Source organism: Streptomyces griseus (assembly GCF_900460065.1).
GTDB lineage: Bacteria > Actinomycetota > Actinomycetes > Streptomycetales > Streptomycetaceae > Streptomyces > Streptomyces griseus.
The window spans coordinates 137,115-158,803 of the sequence record NZ_UAVD01000026.1; the positions used below are offsets into that span (position 1 = coordinate 137,115).

21 protein-coding genes, 1 tRNA gene and 1 CRISPR repeat array (1 of these 23 only partly in view) are annotated in these 21,689 nt (G+C 73.7%); of the genes, 16 read left to right on the forward strand and 6 right to left on the reverse strand.

Annotated elements, in window-relative coordinates; translation table 11 throughout:
• Nucleotides 1–38: 38 nt before the first annotated feature.
• Nucleotides 39–1,535 (reverse strand): ParB-like protein, encoded by a 1,497-nt coding sequence (locus DTB53_RS14560; RefSeq protein ID WP_042498503.1) that lies wholly within the window; start codon nt 1,533–1,535, stop codon nt 39–41.
• Between the two features lie 226 nt (nt 1,536–1,761).
• Here DTB53_RS14560 and DTB53_RS14565 point away from each other — a divergent pair, with 226 nt between their 5' ends.
• Complete coding sequence (locus tag DTB53_RS14565) at nt 1,762–2,007, forward strand: hypothetical protein (RefSeq protein ID WP_003967661.1); 246 nt, start codon at nt 1,762–1,764, stop codon at nt 2,005–2,007.
• Between the two features lie 112 nt (nt 2,008–2,119).
• A complete protein-coding gene (locus DTB53_RS14570; protein ID WP_012379956.1) occupies nt 2,120–2,977 on the forward strand; it encodes a GNAT family N-acetyltransferase in 858 nt (285 codons plus the stop codon).
• Nucleotides 2,978–3,001: 24 nt separating this feature from the next.
• On the opposite strand, the gene DTB53_RS14575 is transcribed toward DTB53_RS14570, so the two are convergent.
• The gene (locus DTB53_RS14575; RefSeq protein ID WP_032773761.1) at nt 3,002–4,735 is read right to left on the reverse strand and encodes a SpoIIE family protein phosphatase; all 1,734 of its coding nucleotides are present in this window, start codon (nt 4,733–4,735) and stop codon (nt 3,002–3,004) included.
• A gap of 135 nt (nt 4,736–4,870) precedes the next feature.
• Nucleotides 4,871–5,608 (reverse strand): alpha/beta family hydrolase, encoded by a 738-nt coding sequence (locus tag DTB53_RS14580; RefSeq protein ID WP_012379957.1) that lies wholly within the window; start codon nt 5,606–5,608, stop codon nt 4,871–4,873.
• Nucleotides 5,609–5,826: 218 nt separating this feature from the next.
• On the opposite strand from DTB53_RS14580, the gene DTB53_RS14585 reads away from it, so the two are divergent.
• The 4 genes from DTB53_RS14585 to DTB53_RS14600 all read left to right on the forward strand — a co-directional run bounded on the left by DTB53_RS14585 (nt 5,827) and on the right by DTB53_RS14600 (nt 9,290).
• Nucleotides 5,827–6,312 carry a peroxiredoxin gene (locus tag DTB53_RS14585; RefSeq protein WP_003967667.1) on the forward strand — a complete coding sequence of 162 codons (486 nt, stop codon included), beginning with the start codon at nt 5,827–5,829 and terminating at the stop codon, nt 6,310–6,312.
• A gap of 113 nt (nt 6,313–6,425) precedes the next feature.
• Nucleotides 6,426–6,935: an NfeD C-terminal domain-containing protein gene (locus DTB53_RS14590; protein ID WP_003967668.1), complete on the forward strand. Its 510-nt coding sequence runs from the start codon at nt 6,426–6,428 to the stop codon at nt 6,933–6,935.
• Nucleotides 6,936–7,056: 121 nt separating this feature from the next.
• Complete coding sequence (locus DTB53_RS14595; RefSeq protein WP_012379958.1) at nt 7,057–8,511, forward strand: flotillin family protein; 1,455 nt, start codon at nt 7,057–7,059, stop codon at nt 8,509–8,511.
• 188 nt (nt 8,512–8,699) lie between these two features.
• Nucleotides 8,700–9,290 carry a TIGR04222 domain-containing membrane protein gene (locus DTB53_RS14600; RefSeq protein WP_042496672.1) on the forward strand — a complete coding sequence of 197 codons (591 nt, stop codon included), beginning with the start codon at nt 8,700–8,702 and terminating at the stop codon, nt 9,288–9,290.
• 88 nt (nt 9,291–9,378) lie between these two features.
• Here the strand turns inward: DTB53_RS14600 and cobM are convergent, their stop codons facing one another.
• Complete coding sequence (cobM, locus tag DTB53_RS14605; protein ID WP_003967671.1) at nt 9,379–10,128, reverse strand: precorrin-4 C(11)-methyltransferase; 750 nt, start codon at nt 10,126–10,128, stop codon at nt 9,379–9,381.
• Nucleotides 10,125–11,402: a bifunctional cobalt-precorrin-7 (C(5))-methyltransferase/cobalt-precorrin-6B (C(15))-methyltransferase gene (locus DTB53_RS14610; protein ID WP_012379960.1), complete on the reverse strand. Its 1,278-nt coding sequence runs from the start codon at nt 11,400–11,402 to the stop codon at nt 10,125–10,127. Before DTB53_RS14610 ends, cobM begins: the two co-directional genes overlap by 4 nt.
• 192 nt (nt 11,403–11,594) lie before the next feature.
• Between DTB53_RS14610 and DTB53_RS14615 the strand changes: the two genes are divergently transcribed.
• The 6 genes from DTB53_RS14615 (at nt 11,595) to DTB53_RS14640 (ending at nt 17,489) form a co-directional block, all read left to right on the forward strand.
• A complete protein-coding gene (locus DTB53_RS14615; protein WP_003967673.1) occupies nt 11,595–12,005 on the forward strand; it encodes a YciI family protein in 411 nt (136 codons plus the stop codon).
• Between the two features lie 22 nt (nt 12,006–12,027).
• Nucleotides 12,028–13,281, forward strand: coding sequence for an RNA polymerase sigma factor (locus DTB53_RS14620; RefSeq protein WP_012379961.1), 1,254 nt, complete (start codon nt 12,028–12,030; stop codon nt 13,279–13,281).
• Nucleotides 13,282–13,640: 359 nt separating this feature from the next.
• The gene (locus DTB53_RS14625; RefSeq protein WP_042498504.1) at nt 13,641–14,294 is read left to right on the forward strand and encodes an HhH-GPD-type base excision DNA repair protein; all 654 of its coding nucleotides are present in this window, start codon (nt 13,641–13,643) and stop codon (nt 14,292–14,294) included.
• A gap of 211 nt (nt 14,295–14,505) precedes the next feature.
• On the forward strand, nt 14,506–16,056 hold the full coding sequence (locus tag DTB53_RS14630; protein ID WP_236586378.1) for a M28 family metallopeptidase: 1,551 nt from the start codon (nt 14,506–14,508) through the stop codon (nt 16,054–16,056).
• A gap of 340 nt (nt 16,057–16,396) precedes the next feature.
• The gene (locus DTB53_RS14635) at nt 16,397–16,693 is read left to right on the forward strand and encodes a type II toxin-antitoxin system VapB family antitoxin (RefSeq protein ID WP_003967677.1); all 297 of its coding nucleotides are present in this window, start codon (nt 16,397–16,399) and stop codon (nt 16,691–16,693) included.
• A gap of 193 nt (nt 16,694–16,886) precedes the next feature.
• Complete coding sequence (locus tag DTB53_RS14640) at nt 16,887–17,489, forward strand: LytR C-terminal domain-containing protein (protein WP_012379964.1); 603 nt, start codon at nt 16,887–16,889, stop codon at nt 17,487–17,489.
• A gap of 169 nt (nt 17,490–17,658) precedes the next feature.
• Here DTB53_RS14640 and upp read toward each other — a convergent pair whose 3' ends face one another.
• A complete protein-coding gene (gene upp / locus DTB53_RS14645; RefSeq protein ID WP_003967679.1) occupies nt 17,659–18,294 on the reverse strand; it encodes a uracil phosphoribosyltransferase in 636 nt (211 codons plus the stop codon).
• Between the two features lie 103 nt (nt 18,295–18,397).
• On the opposite strand from upp, the gene DTB53_RS14650 reads away from it, so the two are divergent.
• From DTB53_RS14650 to DTB53_RS14665, 4 genes are all read left to right on the forward strand, one after another.
• On the forward strand, nt 18,398–18,640 hold the full coding sequence (locus DTB53_RS14650) for a hypothetical protein (RefSeq protein ID WP_030701269.1): 243 nt from the start codon (nt 18,398–18,400) through the stop codon (nt 18,638–18,640).
• 218 nt (nt 18,641–18,858) lie between these two features.
• Nucleotides 18,859–19,413, forward strand: a complete 555-nt coding sequence (locus tag DTB53_RS14655; RefSeq protein WP_003967681.1) for a tRNA adenosine deaminase-associated protein — start codon at nt 18,859–18,861, stop codon at nt 19,411–19,413.
• 187 nt (nt 19,414–19,600) lie between these two features.
• A complete protein-coding gene (tadA, locus tag DTB53_RS14660; protein WP_003967682.1) occupies nt 19,601–20,029 on the forward strand; it encodes a tRNA adenosine(34) deaminase TadA in 429 nt (142 codons plus the stop codon).
• A 90-nt stretch (nt 20,030–20,119) separates the two neighbouring features.
• Nucleotides 20,120–20,207, forward strand: a tRNA-Ser gene (locus DTB53_RS14665).
• Nucleotides 20,208–20,711: 504 nt separating this feature from the next.
• Nucleotides 20,712–21,689: direct repeats of the CRISPR family, unit length 29 nt; unit sequence GTGGTCCCCGCGCGTGCGGGGGTGTTCCC; it runs 27 nt beyond the window's last position.

Here is a 21,689-nt window from a genome sequence, read left to right on the forward strand (position 1 = left end):
GCGACCCGGGGCACGGCGACCCGGGCCGCGTGACCGGGTCAGAGCTCGGCGCACTGCCCGGTGCGCGGGCCGCCCACCTGGTTGGCGCGGCCCGTGTCGTCCACTCCCGGCCGGTTGCCGGAGCACACCAGCGGGCCGCCGACCGTGTTCGCGGCGAGCAGCACGCCGCCCGCGTTGCCGGTGAGCACGACGGGGCCGGTGACCGTGTTCGCGGTGCAGCCCGGGCCCCCCACCCGTACGGGACCGGTGGTGCGGCCCACGGAGACCGGGCCCTCGACGCGCGAGCCGCAGAGGTGGACCGCCGCCGCCCGGTCGGCCTGGAGCGGGCCGTCCAGCGTGGAGCCGGTGACCACGAGCGCCGCGCCGGGGCGGACGACGACCGGGCCCCGCTGGGCGGCGCGGTCCAGGCAGGTGACGCCGCTCGCGACGGTCAGCGGGCCGTTGCGGGGGCCGGTGACCGTACGGGTGCAGGCGGGGGCGGCCACGACGCGGGCCTTGTGGTCGAGGGCCTCCGCGAGCTTGCCCGGCTTGGGGTCGCTCAGCGGTCTGCCCAGCTTGGCGAACTCCCCGCCGGTCTCCTTCTTCCCGCCGTTCCACGCGTCGATCCGGCCGAGCTGGGCGGCGGTCCTCCCGTCGTCGACGACCGCGTCGGCGTCCAGGGCCGCCATCGACTTCGAGGCGCCCTTCACCAGGTCGAGGTAGGGGCCGGGGGCCGTCAGGTCGTACGCGCTCACGTCGTGCTCGCCGCGCAGCCACGAACCCCACGAGAACTCCAGGAACTCCGTGGCCCCGTCCGGGACCTCGTAACCGATGTCCCGGGTGAAGTAGACGAGGCTGCGGTACGGGTCGTCGCGGAAGTGCGTGATGCCGAGCCGGTCCGGCAGCCGCTCCACCCCGAGCGGCCGGTCGTCCTCGTCGCGCAGCCAGACCTTCTTCTGCTCGGTCATCCGCTGCCAGAAGGCCGGGACGGACAGGGAGCTGAAGTTGTCGGTGACGCGGAGCCGGACGCGCAGGTCGGCGGAGCCGTCGGGCCCTTCCAGGAAGGACGTCAGCGTGTGGTGCCCGTCGGTCAGGTACAGCTTGCCGCCGGGTCCGACCACGGCCGTCTTCATCGGGGCGATCGTCCCGGCCGTCTCCTGCCCGACCGGGACGGTGCAGGAGAAGCTCGACGGGTCGTCCAGCCGCGCGCCGGGGCCGGCCGCCGCCGCCTTCTCCTGGCCGTTGGTCTCGCACCAGTCGTCGAACCGCTTGTTGACGCCGCCCGCCGCCTCGTCGCGGTCGCTTCCGTACCGGCCGAGCTTGTAGAAGACCTGGTCGAAGCCGAGGACGGCCTGCGTCGGGTGCAGCTCGCCGAGCCTGACGTCGATCAGGTCCCCCGGCTGCGCGCAGACGCGCGGCAGCGGCCCGCTCCCGGCGCACGGGCCGGCGGCGGCCCCCGTGCCCGCACCGGCCACGACCGTGCCCGCCGCCAGCGCCCCGGCCAGCAGCAGCGCCCCGCTCCGCGGCATCCGTGCTCCCGCCCTCGATCCGTTCATGAACATCCCCTCCCGTGTGGTGGTCTTCCCGCGGGGACCATCGCAAGGCGCGACGACGCCCGCGCGGACATGGTGTGAACGAGGGATGGCGCCGGGGTGCCGCGGTGGGACGGGGCCGCGCGGCGTCCGCGCGGCCCGTCCCGTTTGCGGGGGCGGCGGACACCCGGTTACGTGGACGGGGAGGGCGGCCCCGACCGGGACGCCCCGCAGGCTGGAGGTGCCTCCGATGGCGAAGAACCGGTCCGCGCCCGCCAAGGGGCTGCGCGGCAGCAAGGCCGGGCTCGTGCTGAGCCTGGGCAGCAGCGCGCTCGCGGTCGTCAGGGCGTCCAAGCAGGTGCGCCGGGCCAGGGGCACGCACGACAAGCTGAACACCGCCGACGCGGTGGCGGGGCTGCTGCCGCTGATCACCTCGGCCGCCCTCGTCCTGCGTCAACTGCGCGGGCGGCGCGGGGAGGACCCGGAAGCGGCCTGAGCGCGGCCGGCCCTCCGGGCGGAACCGGCGCCCGGGCCGGCGTCGTCCGAAAGGCCGGAAATCGCCCTGCCCCGGGCCACTGAACGGCCACCCGCCGGGGTACGACTGTGCCGTGCCGAAACCTTTCGAGATCACCGCGGCCCGCGCCGAGGACATCGTGACGCTGGGCGAGTGGGCCCACGAGGAGAGCTGGAACCCGGGCCTGGACGACGGCGGGGTGTTCTTCGCGACCGACCCCGGCGCCTTCCTCTTCGGCCGGCTGGACGGCGAACCGGTCACCTCCGTCTCCGTGGTCCGCTACGGCAGCGACCACGGCTTCCTGGGCTTCTACCTGACCCGCCCCCATCTGCGCGGACAGGGCTACGGGCTGCGGACCTGGCAGGCCGGCACGGCCCGCCTCGCCGGACGCTCCGTCGGACTGGACGGAGTACCCGCCCAACAGGACAACTACCGCCGCTCCGGTTTCCGCACCTGCTGGAGCAACGCACGGTACGAGGGCACGCCCCCGCCCCCGCAGGACGTCCCGCCGCCGGACGGCACCGAGCTGGTCGACGCCAGGAGCGTGCCGTTCGACCTGCTCGCCGCCTACGACCGCCGCTACTTCCCGGCCGCCCGGGACACCTTCCTGGCCGCCTGGATCACCGCCCCGGGCCGCACCGCCCTGGCGGCGGTCCGGGACGGCCGGCTCCAGGGCCTCGCGGTGCTGCGGGCCTGCCGCGCCGCGTCCCGGATCGGCCCCCTGTACGCCGCGTCCCCCGCGGTGGCGGCGGCGCTGGTCGGCGCGCTCGCGGCCACCGCCCCGGAGGCGCCGGTCGCGATCGACGTGCCCGACGCCAATCCGGCGGCGGTGCGGCTGGCGGAGGCGCTGGGCCTGGCCCCGTCGTTCGACACCGCGCGGATGTACAGCGGCCCGGAACCGGTCGTCGACCGGACCGGCATCTACGGCATCACCAGCCTCGAACTGGGCTGACCCCGCCTCACCCCGCGGCAGCGGTCACCGCGTCGCTCCGTCGCTCCCGGAGGGGGTCGGCCGCACGACCGGCGGCCCCTCGCGGATCCGGGAGGCCAGGACGGCGATGTCGTCCTCCGCGTCCTCGCCGAACCGGTCCAGCACCCGGTCCAGCAGGTCCTCCAGGCGCCCGCCGGGCGGCAGGGTCAGCGAGGCCAGCCGCTCCACGGACACGTCGATGTCCTCGCCCCGGCGCTCCACCAGGCCGTCGGTGTACATGAACAGCACGGTCCCGGGGCCGCAGGGCACGGACGCGGTCCGGTACCCGCCGAACCCGGTGCCGAGCGGCGGCCCCACCGGCACCGGGACGACCCGGGCCCCGGCGGGGTCGGGATCGATGAAGACCGGGGGCAGGTGGCCCGCGCTGGCCACCTCGCACACCCCGCCGAACCGGTCGACGACGGCGAGCAGACAGGTCGCCGCCCGGTCCAGGCCCGACCGCTCCACCATGGTGTCGAGCCGCTCCAGGATCTGGTGGGGCGGCAGGTCCTCCCCCGCCAGCAGCCGCAGCAGGGAGCGGTACTGGCTCATGGCGACGGCCGCCTCCACCCCGTGGCCCATCACGTCGCCCATCGCCTTGAGGTGCCGGCCGTCCTGGAGCGGCACGACGTCGAACCAGTCGCCGCCGACCAGGACGCCCTCGTCGGCGGGGCGGTAGCGGGTGGCGATCTCGACGTGCGGGTGGGGCCCCCAGGGCTCGGAGAGCAGGGAGCGCTGGAGCTCCCGGGCGATGCTGTGCTCGTGGTCGTAGCGGCGGGCGTGGTCGAGGCCGACGCCCGCCCGGACGGCGAGTTCTCGGGCGACGGCCACGTCCTGGTCGCTGAAGGCCGGTGAGCCCTCCGCCCGGACGAGGGTGAGCGCGCCGATCGGCCGGCCGCGGGCGGTGAGCGGGACGACGAGCGCCTCGCGCAGCCCCAGCGCCCGGGAGGCGGTGATCCGGTCGGAGGTGATGGCGCTGCGCCCGCGCTGGTGGTTCTCCCAGTCGTCGAGGACCGGCTCGTTCTCCGCCAGGCAGCGGGTCACCGCGGAGTCCGCCGCGAAGTCGACGTACTCCCCGGGGTGGCCGAACCGCTGCACCTGCTCGTCGAGTTCGCCGTCGCCCCGCAGCGCGGCCCGCCGGAGCCGTACGACGCCGGGCGCCGGTCGGCGTACGGCGTGGCCCACCTCGGACGGGAAGACGTCGACCGCCGCGACGTCGGCGAAGTCGGGCACCACGAAGGCGGCCAGCTCCCGGCAGGTGGTGTCCATGTCGAGCGTCGTGCCGATCCGGACGGCGGCGGTGCTGAGGAGGGCGACGTGGACCCGGGCCTCCGCCAGTTCCTCGCGCTGGCGGGTGAGGTCGGTGATCTCGACGACGATCGCCATCAGACCGCACGCCGCCCCGCCCGCGTCCAGCCGGCTGTAGGTGGCCCGCCAGAACCGCTGTCCGTCGTCCGGCCCCTCCACCGCCCAGGTCCGCCCCCGGATCGTCTCCTCGCGGGGCTTCCCGTCGGCCAGGACGTCGTTGAGGACGTCCTCCAGGTCGGCGCTCTGACCGCGCAGCTCGGGCAGCACCTGGGAGAACGTCCGCCCGATGTGGGAGGCGGCGGGGAGCCCGTTGAGCCGTTCGAGGGCCGGGTTGACGTAGGTGTAGCGGAGATCGTGGTCGAGGACCGCGACGGCGGCCGGATTCCCGTCGAACATGGCCGCGACGGTCCTGGGATCGAAGGACGACGGCATCCCCTCGTCGCACGTGTCGGCCTGCAAGAGCCCGCCTCCCGCCGTCGTCGGCTCCCGGACCCCTGCTCCGGATCCCGGCTCCCGGCCCCCCATCGTCGGCCGCCCGCTCCCGTACCGCATCCTCAGCGCGGCCGGTCAGCGTGCGGCGCCCGTCCGGTCCTGGAACGGACCGGGGCCGAGATCGGCGTCCAGGTCGAGGGTGCCCTCGGTGGGCTCGGCGGTGGGCGGCAGGGCGAGTGCCGCGCCGACCGGACCCGGCAGACTGCCGGAACCGAGCAGCCCGGTGACCAGCGCCGTGGTGAGCCGGTGCCAGGCGGCGGCCCGGCGGATCATGGCGTGGTCGCCGCCCCGGACGGTGACCATGCAGCTCCGGGCTCCGGCGCGACGGGCCCGGGCGGTGAGGGACTGGGTGGCCTGGGGACTGGTCATCCGGTCCCGGTTGCTGTGGACGAGGACGATGTCGCGGCCCGCCAGCTGGGTGACCGGGTCGCCCGGCGGACACCAGGGGGCGAGCCCGACGACGCCCCGCACCAGGGGGTGCCCGGCGGCGCGGAGGGCGGCGCGTGCCCCCATGGAGTGGCCCAGGAGCACCACCGGCAGCTCCTCGCCCGCCTCCTCCCGCAGGACGTCGAGGGCGGCCACGGCGTCGTGCAGGGGGTCCGCGCGGGCGCCGTTCCAGCCCCGGTGGGCGTACCGCACCTGCCGCACGAGCACCTCGTCGCCGGAGGCGCGGGTGGCCCTGGAGACGGCCCGGACGAAGGGGAGCATCCGGGTGCCGGGCAGATTCAGCGGCCCCGACGGCGGGGGCCCGGTCCCGGTCTCACGCCCCCCGTGCAGGACGAGAACCGCTGCCGACGCCGGTCGTTGGGCCACGCGTACCTCCAGGTGCGGGTGCGGGGCGCGCTGCCCCTCGCCCCGTATTCGGCGCCGGAGCCGCTTCGGATGGGCGTACGGACCCGCCGGACCGAAGGACCCCCGTCGCCGCCCGACGGGCCGGCCGGGGGCGGAGTGTCCTCCACTGTACGGTCACGCTCGCGGAACCATCCGTACCCCCGGCACCATCCCCGTATCCGACAGCGAAGGAGCCTCCCATGGCATCAGGACCTCAACTCGGCAGCCCCGCACCGGACTTCACCCTCCCGGGCGGCGTCCTGTCGGGCGACGCCTTCGAGCGCGCCGAGTACCGGCTGTCGTCCGCCCGCGGCCGGTCGGTGGTGCTGGCGTTCTACCCGGGGGACAACACCAGCGTCTGCACCAAGCAGTTGTGCTCGTACTCCTCGGGCATGGAGGCCTTCGAGGGCCTCGACGCCGACGTCTGGGGAATCAGTCCACAGGGTGTGGACAGCCACGAGTCCTTCGCCCGCTCCTTCGGGCTGCGCATGCCGCTGCTGGCCGACGAGGGCCGGGAGACCGCCCGCGCCTACGGGGTCGCGGCGCCGGGCATCGGGGTGCGGCGGGCGGTCTTCCTCATCGGCCCGGACGGGGTGCTGCGCTGGAAGCACGTGGCCCTGCTCGGTGCGACGTTCCAGTCGCTCAGCACGCTCACGGACCGGCTGTCCGGCATCAAAGACGCGTAAAGATTGCCGGAATCCGGCAGTGACCGAAGCAGGTGCTGTATGGGATCATCCAGCCAGATCGACGGAAAACACTCGGGGGACGTCGGCAGCGGCGGCAACAGGGGAGTGATCGCGTGACCATTTTTCTCGGTCTCGGCATTGCGGGGATCGTGCTGCTCACGCTCTCCCTGATCTTCGGCGGAGTCCTCGAAGGGCTCCTCGACGGTGTGCTCGACGGCCTCTTCGACGGGCTGCTGTCGCTGCCGGTGATCGCCGGCTTCATCTCGATGCTCGGCTTCGGCGGAGCGATCGTGCTCGGCTCGACGAGCGCCGGAACCCTCGTGGCCACGGCCGTCGGCGTCGCCGCCGGCCTGGTCGCGGGCTGGCTCACCTGGAAACTCAGCAAGGCCCTGATGCGCGACCAGACGGACGCCACCCCGCGCGGCTCCGACCTGATCGGCACCTCGGGGTCCGTCGTGACGGCCATCCCGGCCGGAGGTTACGGCGAGGTGCTGCTGCGCCTGGGCGGCCAGCCCGTGAAGTTCTCGGCCAAGTCGGCCGCGCCCGTCGCCCGCGGCACCGAGATCTGGGTGGAAGAGGCACTGTCGACCACCTCGGTCGCGGTCCGCCCGGTGGAGCGCTGACCACGCGTCCACCCCGACGACCCACCGTTCCGCGGCACCCACCGCACCGGTCAACTCCACAGCACCGCCACGCTCCACAACAATCTGCCGTCCCCCACGGGAGGCAGGGGGGACACATCACATGAGTCCAGTAGTCATCGCCGTCATCGGCATCGTCGTACTCCTCGTCCTGCTCGGCCTCGTCGTCATCACGCGCTACAAGGTGGCCGGGCCCAGCGAGGCGTTCATCATCACCGGCCGCCGCGGCAAGAAGTCGACGGATCCGGTCACCGGCCTCACCAGCATCGACAACAGCGGCCAGAAGGTCGTGGTCGGCGGCGGCGTCTTCGTCGTACCGTTCGTCCAGCAGAAGTTCACCCTCGACCTGTCCAGCCGGCACATCCCGATCGCCGTGCGCGGCGCGGTGACGCTTCGCGGCGTCAAGTCGAACCTCGAAGGCGTCGCGATCGTCAAGGTCGGCGGCAGCGAGGACGCGATCCGCGCCGCGGCGCAGCGCTTCCTCCAGCAGCAGGACGGCATCGTCGGCTTCACCCAGGAAGTGCTCTCCGGCGCGCTCCGCGCGATCGTCGGCCGGATGTCGGTCGAGGACATCATCCGGGACCGGGCCGCGTTCGCCGGGCAGGTCGCGGAGGAGGCCGAGGCCAGCCTCTCCGGCCAGGGCCTCATCCTGGACGCCTTCCAGATCCAGGACATCACCACCGAGGGCTCCTACCTGGAGGACCTCGGCCGCCCGGAGGCCGCCCGCGCCAAGCAGGAGGCGGACATCGCCGAGGCCATCGCGAAGCGGGCCTCCGAGCAGGCCCGGCTGAAGGCGGCCGAGGAGATCGCCATCGCCGAGCGGACCTACTACCTGAAGCAGGCCGAGATCAAGGCCGAGACGGAGGCCGCGGCGGCCAAGGCCAACGCCGCGGGACCGCTCGCCGAGGCGGCCCGCCAGCAGGAAGTCCTCACCGAGCAGGAGAAGGTCGCCGAGCGCCAGGCGGCGCTGACCGACCGCGAGCTGGACACGAAGGTCCGCAAGCCCGCCGACGCCGCCCGCTACCAGGCCGAGCAGGAGGCGGAGGCCCGCCGCATCGCCCAGGTCAAGGAGGCCGAGGCCGACGCGGAGCGCTCGCGCCTGACCGGTCAGGGCGAGAAGCTGCACCGTTCGGCGCTGGCCGACGCCGTCCGCATCGAGGGTGAGGCCGACGCCGCGGCGATCGCCGCCAGGGGTGCGGCGGAGGCGGAGGCCATGCAGAAGAAGGCCGACGCGTTCGCGCAGTACGGCGACGCGGCCGTCCTCCAGATGCTGGTCGAGGTCCTCCCGAGCGTCGTGGCCAAGGCCTCCGAGCCGCTGAGCGCCATCGACAAGATGACGGTCATCTCCACGGACGGCGCGAGCCAGCTGGCCCGCACGGTGACCGACAACGTCGCGCAGGGCATGGAACTGCTGACCTCGACGACGGGCGTGGACCTGGCGTCCCTCCTCCAGAACCTGAAGGGCCGCGCGGGCACGGTGCCCGCTCTCACGACGCCGGACGCCCCGGAGACAGACGCGGCGGCCTCGAAGAACGGCGAGATCGAGATCAAGGGCTGACGCGCGAGGCGTCCCCGGGGGCTCGGCCCCTCACCCGTGCCCGTGCCCGGCAGCGACCCGTTCGCCGCCGGGCACGGGCACGTCCGCGTCGGCCTCCGCCCCCCGCGCCGACCGGACCGGGGCGGGAAACCCGTGGCCGACGGCGAAGCGCCTGCGGGATGCTGAGCGGGCGAGCGAGGGGGAACGGCATGACGCGGTCATGGGGGCGGGCCGGGGCGGAGGACGCCGGCGGAGCGTTGGACCGGTACGCGTACGCGTACCTCGCGGGCGGTGGCCGGCGCGTGGCCGAGTCCGCCGTCGTGGCCCTCACCGAACAGGGGGCGCTGTCCCTGCGGGCGGGACGGCTCCGCCCCACGGGCGACGGCGTCCCGGCCGCCCACGCCGTCGAGCACGCGGTCATCGCCGCCTGCCCCCGCAGCACCCGCGTCCGGGAAGTGACCGAAGCCGTCGGGCGCTCCCAGCCGGTCGACGACATCGCCCGGCGGCTGGTGCGCCTCGGGCTGCTCGGCGGGAGGCGACGCCGGACCACCCGCGCGGGACGGCGGCTGCTGGCCGCCGCCGCATCGGAAGGGGCGCTGCCCGGATACGTACTTCACGGCCCGACCGCTCTGGCCACCGGCCCGATCCGGCACGGGCTGCTCGGCGCCCACCCGGTCCCCGACGGCCTCGGCCGCACCCTCCGCCGCATGGGCAAGGCCCTGGACGACGACCACGGCTCCTCCGCGGAGGCCGCCCCCGGTGGCGGCCACGGGTGCGGCGGCTCGTCGGGGGGCGACTGAACGACGCCACGCCCCGGGCGGGCCGCCCCGGCGCGGTGGCCCGTCACACCTCACCCCGCGGGTCCGCCCCGCACGCCCCACCGCGCCCTCAGCACGCTCCCCGGTCCCGCCCCACCGCGTAGAGGTGGCTGTCCCGGAACTGCTCCGCGCCCAGCGTCCGGCCCACCATGATGACGGCCGTCCGGATCACCCCCGCCGCCTTCACCTGCTCGGCGATCGAGTCCAGCGGGCCCCGCAGGATGATCTCGTCGGGGCGCGACGCCATCGCCACCACCGCCGTCGGGCAGTCCGCCCCGTAGTGCGGGAGCAGCTCGTCGACCACCCGGTCCACGTAGCGGGCCGCCAGGTGCAGCACGATCAGGGCGCCGCTGCGGCCCAGTGTGGCCAGGTCCTCGCCCTCCGGCATCGCCGTGGCGCGCTGCGCGACCCGGGTCAGGATCACCGTCTGGCCGACCGTCGGCACCGTCAGCTCGCGCTTCAGCGCCGCCGCCGCCGCGGCGAACGCGGGCACGCCGGGGACCACTTCGTACGGGATCCCCGCCTCGTCCAGGCGCTTCATCTGTTCGTTCACCGCGCTGAACACCGACGGGTCGCCCGAGTGCAGCCTCGCCACGTCGTGGCCCTCCGCGTGGGCCCGGACCAGCTCGGCGGTGATCTGCTCGATGTCCAGCTCCGCCGTGTCGATCAGGCGGGCGCCCTCCGGGCACTCGGCCAGCAGCTCCACCGGGACCAGGCTGCCCGCGTACAGGCAGACCGGGCTGGCGGCGAGGACCCGGGCGCCGCGCACCGTGATCAGGTCGGCCGCGCCGGGGCCCGCGCCGATGAAGTACACCGTCATGATCGATCTCCCTTGTGCGTACGTGCCCCGGAACCCGGGGGCTTGACGGCCGACCACTGCGTCACGGGCATGGCCTGGCGCCAGCCGGTGAAACCGCCGACCGGGACCGCGTGGGCCACCGCGAGGCGCACCAGTTCGCCGCCGTGCGCCTTGTGCCACTCGGCCAGCAGCGCCTCCGACTCCAGCGTCACCGTGTTCGCGACCAGCCGGCCCCCCGGCCGCAACGCCGCCCAGCACGCGTCGAGCAGGCCCGGCGCGGTCAGGCCGCCGCCGATGAACACCGCGTCAGGCGCCGCCAGTCCGGCCAGGGCGGCCGGCGCCGGGCCGGTGACGACCTTCAGCGCGGGGACTCCCAGGCGTTCCGCGTTACGGGTGATCCGCTCGGCCCGCACCGGGTCCCGCTCCACGCTCACCGCCCGGCAGGACGGGTGCGCCCGCAGCCACTCGACCGCGATCGAGCCGGAGCCGCCGCCCACGTCCCAGAGCAGCTCCCCGGGCGCGGGCGCCAGGGTCCCGAGCGTGGCCGCCCGGACATGGCGCTTGGTGAGCTGGCCGTCGTGCTCGTACGCCTCGTCCGGCAGCCCGGGCACCGCGCCCAGCCGCAGGGCGTCCGCCGACGCCCGGCAGTCGATCGCGATCACGTTCAGCCGGTCTCCCGGGGGGTGCTCCCAGCTCTCCGCGAGACCGTCCGCGCACGCCTCGTCCGCCGCGCCCAGCTGTTCCAGCACCCGCAGCCCGCTCGGTCCGAAACCGCGCTCCGTGAGCAGCGCGGCGACCGTCGCGGGGGTGCTCGCGTCCGCGCTCAGGACCAGCAGGCGCCGGCCCTCGTACAGCGACGCCGCGAGGCGCGCCGCCGGACGGCCCACCAGCGTCACGACCTCCGTGTCCTCCACCGGCCAGCCCAGGCGCGCGCAGGCGTACGCGACGGACGACGGGTGCGGCAGCACGCGCAGCCCCTGCGGGCCCAGCTCCTGGGCCAGCGCCCGCCCGATCCCGTAGAACATCGGGTCCCCGCTCGCCAGCACCGCGACCCGCCGCTCCCGGTGCTCGGCCAGCAGCCGGGGGACGGCCGGCCTCAGCGGGGACGGCCAGGCCACCCGGACGCCGGCGCACTCCGGCGGGAGCAGATCCAGCTGACGCGCCCCGCCGATCAGCACCTCCGCCTCCCGCAGCGCCCCGCGGGCCGTACCGGACAGGCCGGGCCAGCCGTCCGCGCCGATCCCCACGACGGAGACGGGGTGCGTGGGTGCGGCGGGGGGAGGGGCGGCAGACACGGTCGGGACCTCGTTCGGCGGGGCAGGAGGCGTGGGGACAACGCTGCCGAACTTTACTGAACCCCCGCTTCCGCCCCCTCCGGCGGGTGAATCCGGAAAGACTCCGCGCGTGGTGTCGAGAACCCCGCACCGGCTCCGACGTCCCCTGTGCAGGAGGAAGAAACGGCACCGAGCGACCAGGAGGCGACGGTCATGAAGTATCTGGTGATGGTCCAGGGCAGCCAGGCGGACTACGACGCGCAGACCGGCAAGGGGAGCGCGGACAGCCCGGCCTGGGACGAGAAGGCCATGCGGGAGATGTTCGCCCACATGGGCAGCATCAACGACGACCTCGCCGAGTCGGGCGAGCTGGTCACCGGCTACGGGCTGCGGGAGCCGGCGTCGGGCCGGGCCGTCAGCCTCGACGCCGAAGGCCGCCCGGTGGTCTCGGACGGGCCCTACAGCGAGACGAAGGAGCTGCTCGCCGGGTTCTGGGTGCTCGACTGCGAGAGCCTGGAAAGGGTGACCGAGATCGCGGCCCGCGTGGCACGCTGTCCGCAGCCGGCCGGGGCGCCCGCGTACCCGGTGCTCATCCGGCCCGTCGACGGCGGGATCGACGACTGACGGACCGATCCCGAGGACACGGATGGATCGCAGGACCGACGTCACCGTCGAGGAGCTGCTGCGCCGCCACGCGCCGCAGGTCCTCGGCGCGCTCGTGCGCCGGTACGGGCACTTCGACCAGGCCGAGGACTCCGTCCAGGAGGCCCTGATCGCGGCCGCCGGGCAGTGGCCGGGGGACGGGGTCCCCGACAACCCGCGCGGCTGGCTGATCCGGGTCGCCTCCCGCCGCCTCACCGACCGGCTCCGCAGCGACGAGGCCCGCCGCCGCCGGGAGGAGACCGCGGCGGCCCTCACCCCGGCCGACGCGTTCGTCGCGCCACCGCCCGGCGAAGACCCCTCCGGCACGGGCCGGGCCCCCTCCGAGGACGACACGCTCACTCTCCTCTTCCTCTGCTGCCACCCCGCGCTCTCCCCCGCCGCCCAGATCGCGCTGACCCTCCGCGCGGTCGGTGGCCTGACCACGGCGGAGATCGCCCGCGCCCATCTGGTGCCGGAGGCGACGATGGCGCAGCGGATCAGCCGGGCCAAGCGGACGCTGCGCGGTACGCGGTTCCGGCGGCCGGACGCCGAGGACCGCGACCGGCGGCTCGCCGCCGTGCTCCAGGTGCTCTACCTGATCTTCAACGAGGGCTACACCGCCACCGCCGGCCCCGACCTCCACCGCACCGACCTGGCCCGCGAGGCGATCCGGCTGACCCGCGCCGTCCGTCGGCTGCTGCCCCACGAGGGGCGCGTGACGGGGCTGCTGGCGCTGATGGTCCTCACCGAGGCGCGCGCCCCGGCACGCACCGGACCGGACGGCGAGCTGGTCCCGCTCGACGCACAGGACCGGGCGCTCTGGGACCGTACGGCCATCGCGGAGGGCACCGCGCTGGCCGAGGAGGCGCTCGCCCAGGGCCCCGTCGGGGACTACCAGCTCCAGGCCGCCGTCGCCGCCCTCCACGACGAGGCGGAGCGCCCGGAGGACACCGACTGGCCGCAGATCCTCGCCCTCTACGACCTCCTCGTGCGGCGCACCCCCGACCCCGCCGCCGCGTTGGGCCGGGCGGTCGCCGTGGCCATGGTGGACGGGCCCCGGGCCGGGCTGGCGGCGGTGGACGCCCTGACGGGCACGGTGGAGCCGCGCTTCCGCCTCGACGCCGTGCGCGGGCACCTCCTGGAACGGGCCGGGGAGCCGGCCGCGGCCCGCGCCGCCTACCGCTCGGCCGCCGACGGCACGCTCAGCGAACCCGAGGCCCGCTACCTGCGCAGGCGCGCGGACCGGCTGGACCCGTAACGGCCCCTCCGGGCCACCCCGTTCACTCCCGCCCGGTGGGCCCGCTCGCCGGACACCTCGGCAGCCGTTTCCGCCGCGCCGCTCATCGCGCTCGCGGGCCCGATCCAGCCCGCCGTGCCCGTCGTCCCCGCCGTGTCCGTGGTGCTCCTGCTCGATGTCGTGCGCGTCCATGCCGGGGCATCCGGAACCGCCTCATCGGGCAGCACGGCGACACGCACGGACGCGCACTCCACGGCCGCCCCACTCCCCTGCCCCTCCCCGCTCCCCGCGCCCCTCCCTACTCCCTTCGGCCGACAGGGAAGAGGCCATCGGCGCAGTACCGGTCGCCGTCGTCCGCCGTGCTCGCGATGATCGGCAGCATGACCACGCGCGACAGCGGCAAGGACCTCACCCTGCGGATCGCCCAGAACCCGGAGGCCGACGAGCTTCTCGGCCGCAGCCCGCTGGCCGCTCTGGTCGGCATGCTGCTGGACCAGCAAGTCCCGATGGAGTGGGCGTTCACCGGCCCGTACACCCTCGCGGAACGCATGGGCTCCGACGACCTGGACGCGGGGCGGATCGCCGCCTACGACCCGGACGCCTTCACCGAACTGTTCACCACCAAACCGGCCCTGCACCGCTACCCCGGCTCCATGGCCCAGCGGGTGCAGCAGCTGTGCCGCTTCCTGGTGGCGGAGTACGACGGCGACGCGAGCGCGGTGTGGCGGGGCGCGTCGACCGGCAACGAGCTGCTGAAACGGCTCAACGCGCTGCCCGGCTTCGGCGAACAGAAGGCACGGATCTTCCTGGCGCTGCTCGGCAAGCAGTTCGGCGTACGGCCGACGGGGTGGCGGGAGGCGGCGGGCCCGTACGGGGAGGCCGGATCGCACCGGTCGGTCGCCGACATCACGGGGCCGGAGTCGCTCGCGGAGGTGCGCGCGTACAAGCAGGAGGCCAAGGCGGCGGCCAAGAAGGCGAAGTCGGCCAAGGCGGGCAGGGCGGCCAAGAAGCCGGGCGGGCCGTCGGGCACGTAGTCATCGAGCAGTGACGTGGTCGAGTGCCGGATCAGGCCGACACCCGCCCTTCACCGATCGAATCCGGCCACATCTGTTCACAGGCGTCACCCCACTCGCTAGCTTTCGCAGCACATTTGTTCAGCCGTTCAGGTGCTGAGCCGCTCGGAGCGCCGGCGGTTCAGGTACTGAGCCGCTCCGAGCACCAGTCGTTCAGACCGGAAGGACTCCTGTGCACGCAACACGTCGCAGAGCCATAGCCGTCGTGGCCGCCACCGCCCTGGCCACACCGCTCCTCCTGGCCGCGTCCCCGCACCCCGGACGCCCCGCGCCGCACGACCCCGGCAAGGAAGCGGCCAAGCTGTCGAAGGAGCTGGTGAAGAAGGCGTCCGCACGCGACGCCTACCGCCACCTCCAGCAGTTCCAGGCGATAGCCGACTCGACCGACGGCCACCGCGCCGCCGGTTCGCTGGGCCACGACGCCTCGGCGGCGTACGTCTACCGCCAGCTCCAGCGGGCCGGGTACAAGGTCTCGTACGAGAACTTCCGCTTCACCTACACGGAGACGCTGGCCGAGAAGCTCGCCGTGGTGACGCCGACGCCCCGCGACGTCACGATCAAGGCCATGACGTACACCCCGTCGACCAAGGTGGGAGGCCTGACGGCGGCGCTCGTCGCGGTGCCCGTCGACGCGACGACGGGCTGCGAGGCCACCGACTACGCGTCCGCGACCTTCACCGGCAAGATCGCGCTGATCAAGCGCGGCGGCTGCTCCTTCGCCGAGAAGCAGGCTGCCGCCGCCGACGCGGGCGCGGCCGGGGCGGTCATCTACAACAACGTCGAGGGCGCGCTGTCCGGCACGCTCGGCGAGGTCGCGGCGGGCAGGATCCCGACCGGGGGCCTCACCCAGGCCGAGGGCGAGAAGCTGGCCGCCGACCTCGCGGGCGGCGAGGTCACGGTCTCCTTCGAGATCCGCGAACTCCAGCAGGACCGCCCCACCCGCAACGTCATCGCGGAGACGCCCGGCGGCAGCCCCGCGCGCACCGTGATGCTCGGCGCCCACCTCGACTCGGTGACCGAGGGCCCCGGCATCAACGACAACGGCTCCGGCTCCGCCGGCCTGCTCGACGTCGCCCTGAAGCTGGCGAAGTCGCAGAGCAAGCCCGCCAACAAGGTGCGGTTCGCCTGGTGGTCGGCCGAGGAGAACGGCCTGATCGGCTCGGAGAAGTACGTCGCGGCGCTCTCCGAGAAGCAGCGCGAGCAGATCGCGCTCTACCTGAACTTCGACATGATCGCCTCGCCGAACGGCGTCCAGTTCGTCTTCGACGGCGACAACTCCGACGAGGTCGGGGAGGGCCCCGGCCCGGAGGGCTCGGCCCAACTGGAGCGCGACATCAACGACTTCCTCGACGGCAAGGGCAAGCCGCACGAGGGCACCGACTTCACCGGCCGCTCGGACTACGGGCCGTTCATCGAGGTCGGCATCCCCTCCGGCGGCACGGACACCGGGGCGGAGGGCATCAAGACGGCGGCCCAGGCCGAGGTGTTCGGCGGCGAGGCGGGGATCGCGTACGACCCCTGCTACCACGCGGCCTGCGACGACCTGGACAACATCGACATGGGTCACTTCGACACCAACATCGACGTGATCGCCAACGCGGTCGGGACGTACGCGCACGACCTGCGCTCGCTGACCCGCCCGGTCGACGCCGGCACCGGCACCCCCGGCAGCGGCGGCAGCGGCGGCGGCCTGCGCGAGGGGCACGGCCGGGTCGCGGAGTAGCGGCGGCGGCCCGGAGCGGTCCGTCCCGTCGGCGGCGGAACCCGGGCGCGCGGGACACACCACCAGTGGGCCCGGTACGGAATCCGCGGCGATTCCGTACCGGGCCCACTCCCGCGACCACCCCGCGGCTCCCCCGACCGTCCGCCACCGCCCACGACCACCCCCCCGCTCACCCCCGCGGCCACCGGCACGCCCCCCGACCGACCTGCCGCGCCCCCTGCGCACCCTGCGCCCCCTGTCCAGGTATCCAGCCTTATACGGCCTTGCACGACTTTTGCGCCGTCGGCGCTGTGCGCTTCCCTGGCTGCGCCCGGTGGCCCTTGCCCGGTAGGCTTTCCGTGTGATCTTCAAGCGCATCGGAAATGGGAAGCCATACCCCGACCACGGCCGGGAAAGCACCCGACAGTGGGCGGATGTCGCGCCGCGTCCGGTTCGCCTGGACCAGCTCGTGACCACCAAGGGCCAGCTGGACCTGGAGACCCTCCTCGCCGAGGACTCCACGTTCTACGGCGACCTGTTCGCCCACGTCGTGAAGTGGCAGGGCGACCTCTACCTGGAGGACGGCCTGCACCGGGCGGTCCGGGCCGCGCTCCAGCAGCGCCAGGTCCTGCACGCCCGCGTCCTCGACCTGGGCTGACACCGCCCGGCCGAGCGCACCCCACCGCGAGGGCGCCCGCACACCCCACCCGGGTTTCCGCACCGCACCGACGCCCGGTTCGGGCCTTTCGGGTGCTTTCCCGCTCATCCGGGTGCCATACGTTGATCATTTAGTACGCATCATCACCGGGTCGCACTACGCTGCGTCCATGAGCATGCTCACTCCCCCCGGCATGGGCGGAAAGTACCGCATCACGGGCGACGCCTATCCCCGTATGCGCCGACCCCGGCACCGCCGCAGGCTGGTCCTGGCGGGTATCGGAGCCGTCGTCGCCCTCAGCCTGGCCGGCTGGGGCACGTTGCAGCTCATCGACGTCTTCACCGGCGGCGACAAGAGCGTCGGCGCGGCCGACCACAAGCGGGACTGCCCCACGCCGAAGCCGTCGGCGGCCCCCGCCAAGGCGCTGCCGAAACCGGCCGCCATCAAGGTCAACGTCTACAACGCGACGCCCCGCAGCGGGCTGGCCAAGTCCGCCGCCGAGGAGCTCAAGAAACGCGGTTTCACCATCGGCGAGGTGGGCAACGCGACGAAGGCGTACGACAAGAAGGTGCCCGGCACGGGCGTCCTCCTCGGCGCACCGACCGCGACGAACGGCAGCTTCACCGTGCTCGGCACCCAGCTGGCGGGCACGGTGCAGAAGACGGACACCCGAAAGACGGGCGAGGTCGACCTGATCCTCGGGACGAAGTTCAAGGCGTTCAGCACCCCGCAGGAGGCCACCGCCGCGATGACGGCACTGACGAAACCGGCCCCGGCCCCGTCGCCCTCCTGCTGACCCCCGGCACGATGGAGCGCCCCGTTCCCGGCGACGCACACCCCCGCGCGTCGCCGGAAACGGGGCGCGCACGCGTGGACGACCCGACCCGACCGGAACCGACCGGACCCGGCACGGCCTCAGGCGCGGGTCCGGCACCCCGTGCGGGTCCGTCCCCGCAGGCCCGGCCCTATTCGGCCGTGCCGTACATCCGGTCGCCCGCGTCCCCGAGGCCCGGCACGATGTAGCCGTTCTCGTTGAGCCGCTCGTCGACGGAGGCGGTGACGACGGTGACCGGGGTCCCGGCCAGCTCGCGCTCCATCACCTCGACGCCCTCGGGCGCCGCGAGGAGGACGACGGCGGTGACGTCGTCGGCCCCGCGCTCGATCAGCTCGCGGATGGCCGCGACCAGGGTGCCGCCGGTGGCCAGCATCGGGTCCAGGACGTAGACCTGGCGGCCGGAGAGGTCCTCGGGCATCCGGGTCGCGTACGTCTCCGCCTTGAGCGTCTCCTCGTTGCGGATCATGCCGAGGAAGCCCACTTCGGCGGTGGGCAGCAGCCGCACCATGCCGTCCAGCATGCCCAGACCGGCCCGCAGGATCGGAACGACCAGCGGCCGGGGGTGCGAGAGCTTCACCCCGGTCGTGGGGGTCACCGGGGTCTCGATGTCGACCAGCTCGGTGCGCACATCCCTGGTGGCCTCGTAGGCGAGAAGGGTGACCAGCTCGTCGGCGAGCCGCCGGAAGGTCGGGGAGTCGGTGCGCTTGTCGCGCAGCGTGGTGAGTTTGTGCGCCACCAGCGGGTGGTCGACGACGTGGATCCGCATGTGTCAACAGTAACCGCGTCGCCCCGGCACTCTGCGCTGGCATCAACCACCTGTTCGGGGGGAAGGTGGGGGCATACGGACCCAGCACTGGGGTGGTGTGTCGATGGCTGACGGCGAACTGCGGCGTGACCCGGCCGCGCGCGGGCCGCGCGAGGAGCGCGAGGCCGAGGGCGCGGCGAGTGACGTCGAGGACGCGCAGGAGAGTGACGCCGCCCGCCGTCGCCGACGCGCCCAGTTCCTCCGTGAGCTCCACGAGGCCAAGCAGTTGCGCGACCGCGTGCAGCCGCGCCGAGCCCGTGCGGCCCGTATGCGGCAACAGATGCGGATGCGCACATTCCGTTGGTGAATCCTGCTCGTACCACCGGCGCACTCCCCCCGCTGATCGCCTCGTCAGGGCGACGGCCGACCAGGCACTCCTGGAACTGATGGCCGACGCAACGGCCGAAGAGGTCTCGCTCAGCGCTTGTTTCTGCCACGATGCCGGTTGGGCGGGGCGCAGGGCGGACGGATCACCGTTCGTCCTCCCGCCGGACCGATTCGCCTATGACCAGTGGGAGAGTCACGGTGTACTTCGCCGCACTGCTCGCGCGCACCGAAGACGGGTGGGAAGCGAGCGACACAGAGCTTGACGACGTGGAGACCCTGTCCGATCTGACAGATCTGGCCCGGGAGGCCTCGGTGGACGAGGACACGGTCCTGGTCTACATCGAGCAGGAGGACGCCTGGTTCGGCGTCGTCCGGGTGGACGGTGAGGAGGACCCCCGGATCTACGTCTCGGACGCGTCCGCCGCCGCCCGGTCCTCGTACGGGGAGATCCTGCTCACCGACGAAATGCTCGGCCGCGAACCGGGGGCCGAGGACGAGATCGCCGCCCTGGAGGAGCTCGTCGACCTCGACGGCACCGAGGACGGCGAACCGGAACGATCCGCGCCCGCGCCCGTCGACCCGGACGAGGACGGCTCCGACCCGGACGCCGTGCCGGCGGGACCGATCGGCGAACTCGGGGTCCTCGCCGACCTCGGGATGTCCGAGAAGGAGCTGCTCACCCTGCAGACCGACGCACTCTCCGAGATCGCGGAGGCCGTGGGAGCGGCGGAGGTCCTGGAGTCGGTCCGCTAGGCCGACCGGCAGGCGCCCCCGTCACTCCACCACCCATCCCACCCATCCCACCCGCCCCGTCCCTCCTGTCCCGTCCGTTAGGGTCCGCGGGGTGACCGCACGACCGTCGGACCCCTCACCCGATCCCGCCCCGGAACCCGTACGCGTACCCGAGCCCGACCCCGTACGCGCCCCCTGGCAGGCACCGATGCGCCGCGCCCTGGCCGAGGCCGGGCGGGCGGCGTCGGCCGGCGATGTGCCGGTCGGCGCCGTCGTCCTCGGCCCCGACGGCACCGGGCTCGCCACCGCCCACAACGAGCGCGAGGCCACGGGCGACCCGACCGCGCACGCCGAGATCCTGGCCCTGCGCCGGGCGGCCGAGGCCCACGGGGAGTGGCGGCTGACCGGCTGCACGCTGGTGGTCACCCTGGAGCCCTGCACGATGTGCGCGGGCGCCCTGGTCCAGTCCCGTATCGCCCGGGTCGTCTACGGAGCCCGCGACGAGAAGGCGGGCGCGGCCGGCTCCCTCTGGGACGTCGTCCGCGACCGCCGCCTCAACCACCGCCCGGAGGTCATCGCGGGCGTCCTGGAACGGGAGTGCGCGGAGCAGCTGACGGCCTTCTTCCGAACCCTCTGACCAGGCCAGGCCTCAAGTCCTGGCCACGTTGGGCTCCTCCCCCGAGAACCGATTTCTGTCCACGGCCCGGGATGGTCTAAGCTCTCTCTCGGTAGCGTGTCCGAGCGGCCGAAGGAGCTCGCCTCGAAAGCGAGTGTGGCGTAACCCGTCACCGTGGGTTCAAATCCCACCGCTACCGCTCTTACAGAAACCCCCTTGATCCGCGGAGACGCGATCAAGGGGGTTTCTGCGTTGGGTACCTGCTCCATGGCCCGAAGGCCATGGCTGACTAGCGGCCCTGCCCATGGCGGGACCATGCGCACGTGCGGCGTCCGCGTACGCGCCTGCGGACGAGACCACCGCAAGGAAGTCCGCCGTATCGGACGCGCTCACGAACCACCTGTCACGCCCCCTCTCTCGGCTGACCGTCATTTCCCCAACCGAGATCGCCGCCGCCGACGCGTCGAAGCCGCTGAGATGCGAGCCTGGACGGCCACCAAGCGTCCTGGCCGCGCTCGCGGTTGCCACGGTGACCACCACTCTCTTTTCAGGAGGCTGCTCTTATGGACTGAAGAGAGGCAGAATGACTGCTGCCGCACAGCGCTCTGCGAGTACGATCACCTTCGAGGTGGGCGATATGTCTCTTTCTGAAGAAGTAAGTAAATTCAGCTCCGTCACCTCATAAAACCGCAGGTCACGAAGTGTGGTCCCCGCGCGTGCGGGGGTGTTCCCCCGTTGGCTGACCAGCACGGTTCGCGCGCGATGTGGTCCCCGCGCGTGCGGGGGTGTTCCCATCAGCGGCCCTGGAGGGTCTTGGCCACGCGGGTGGTCCCCGCGCGTGCGGGGGTGTTCCCATTGCTACAACCCCCCAGAGTTGAACATGCGCGTGGTCCCCGCGCGTGCGGGGGTGTTCCCAGATCGGGACCGTTGGCCGTGGGCACGTTCTCGTGGTCCCCGCGCGTGCGGGGGTGTTCCCGTCGCCGAAGCAGTTCGCATCATTCGACCGGAGTGGTCCCCGCGCGTGCGGGGGTGTTCCCCGCCAGCGACAAGTTGATGTCCCGCTCTGCAAGTGGTCCCCGCGCGTGCGGGGGTGTTCCCCTTACGTCACTTGCATGCCGCGCGGGAGGATTGTGGTCCCCGCGCGTGCGGGGGTGTTCCCCAGAGGCACGGTGATGGCAGCGTGGGTGGAGGGTGGTCCCCGCGCGTGCGGGGGTGTTCCCTGCACTCCGTCCGCGACGCCCACGGCCGGGTCGTGGTCCCCGCGCGTGCGGGGGTGTTCCCGACTGCGGCTCCGTGACCATCGGCACGACGACGTGGTCCCCGCGCGTGCGGGGGTGTTCCCGATGTCGGCGACGGCATCCGGTCCGTGGCGTCGTGGTCCCCGCGCGTGCGGGGGTGTTCCCCACTGCGACGCCAGCTCACTCGATGACCCGATGTGGTCCCCGCGCGTGCGGGGGTGTTCCCGGACCGCCGTCGGTGATCACGGCCGCCACCAGGTGGTCCCCGCGCGTGCGGGGGTGTTCCCGCGGCAGCTACCAGTTCCGTGGCGTCGACTCTGTGGTCCCCGCGCGTGCGGGGGTGTTCCCCGGCAGGGCCCCAGGAATTCGACAATCGCCAGGTGGTCCCCGCGCGTGCGGGGGTGCTCCCGGAGCCGCGAGACGGCCGGCCGCACCCACCGCGT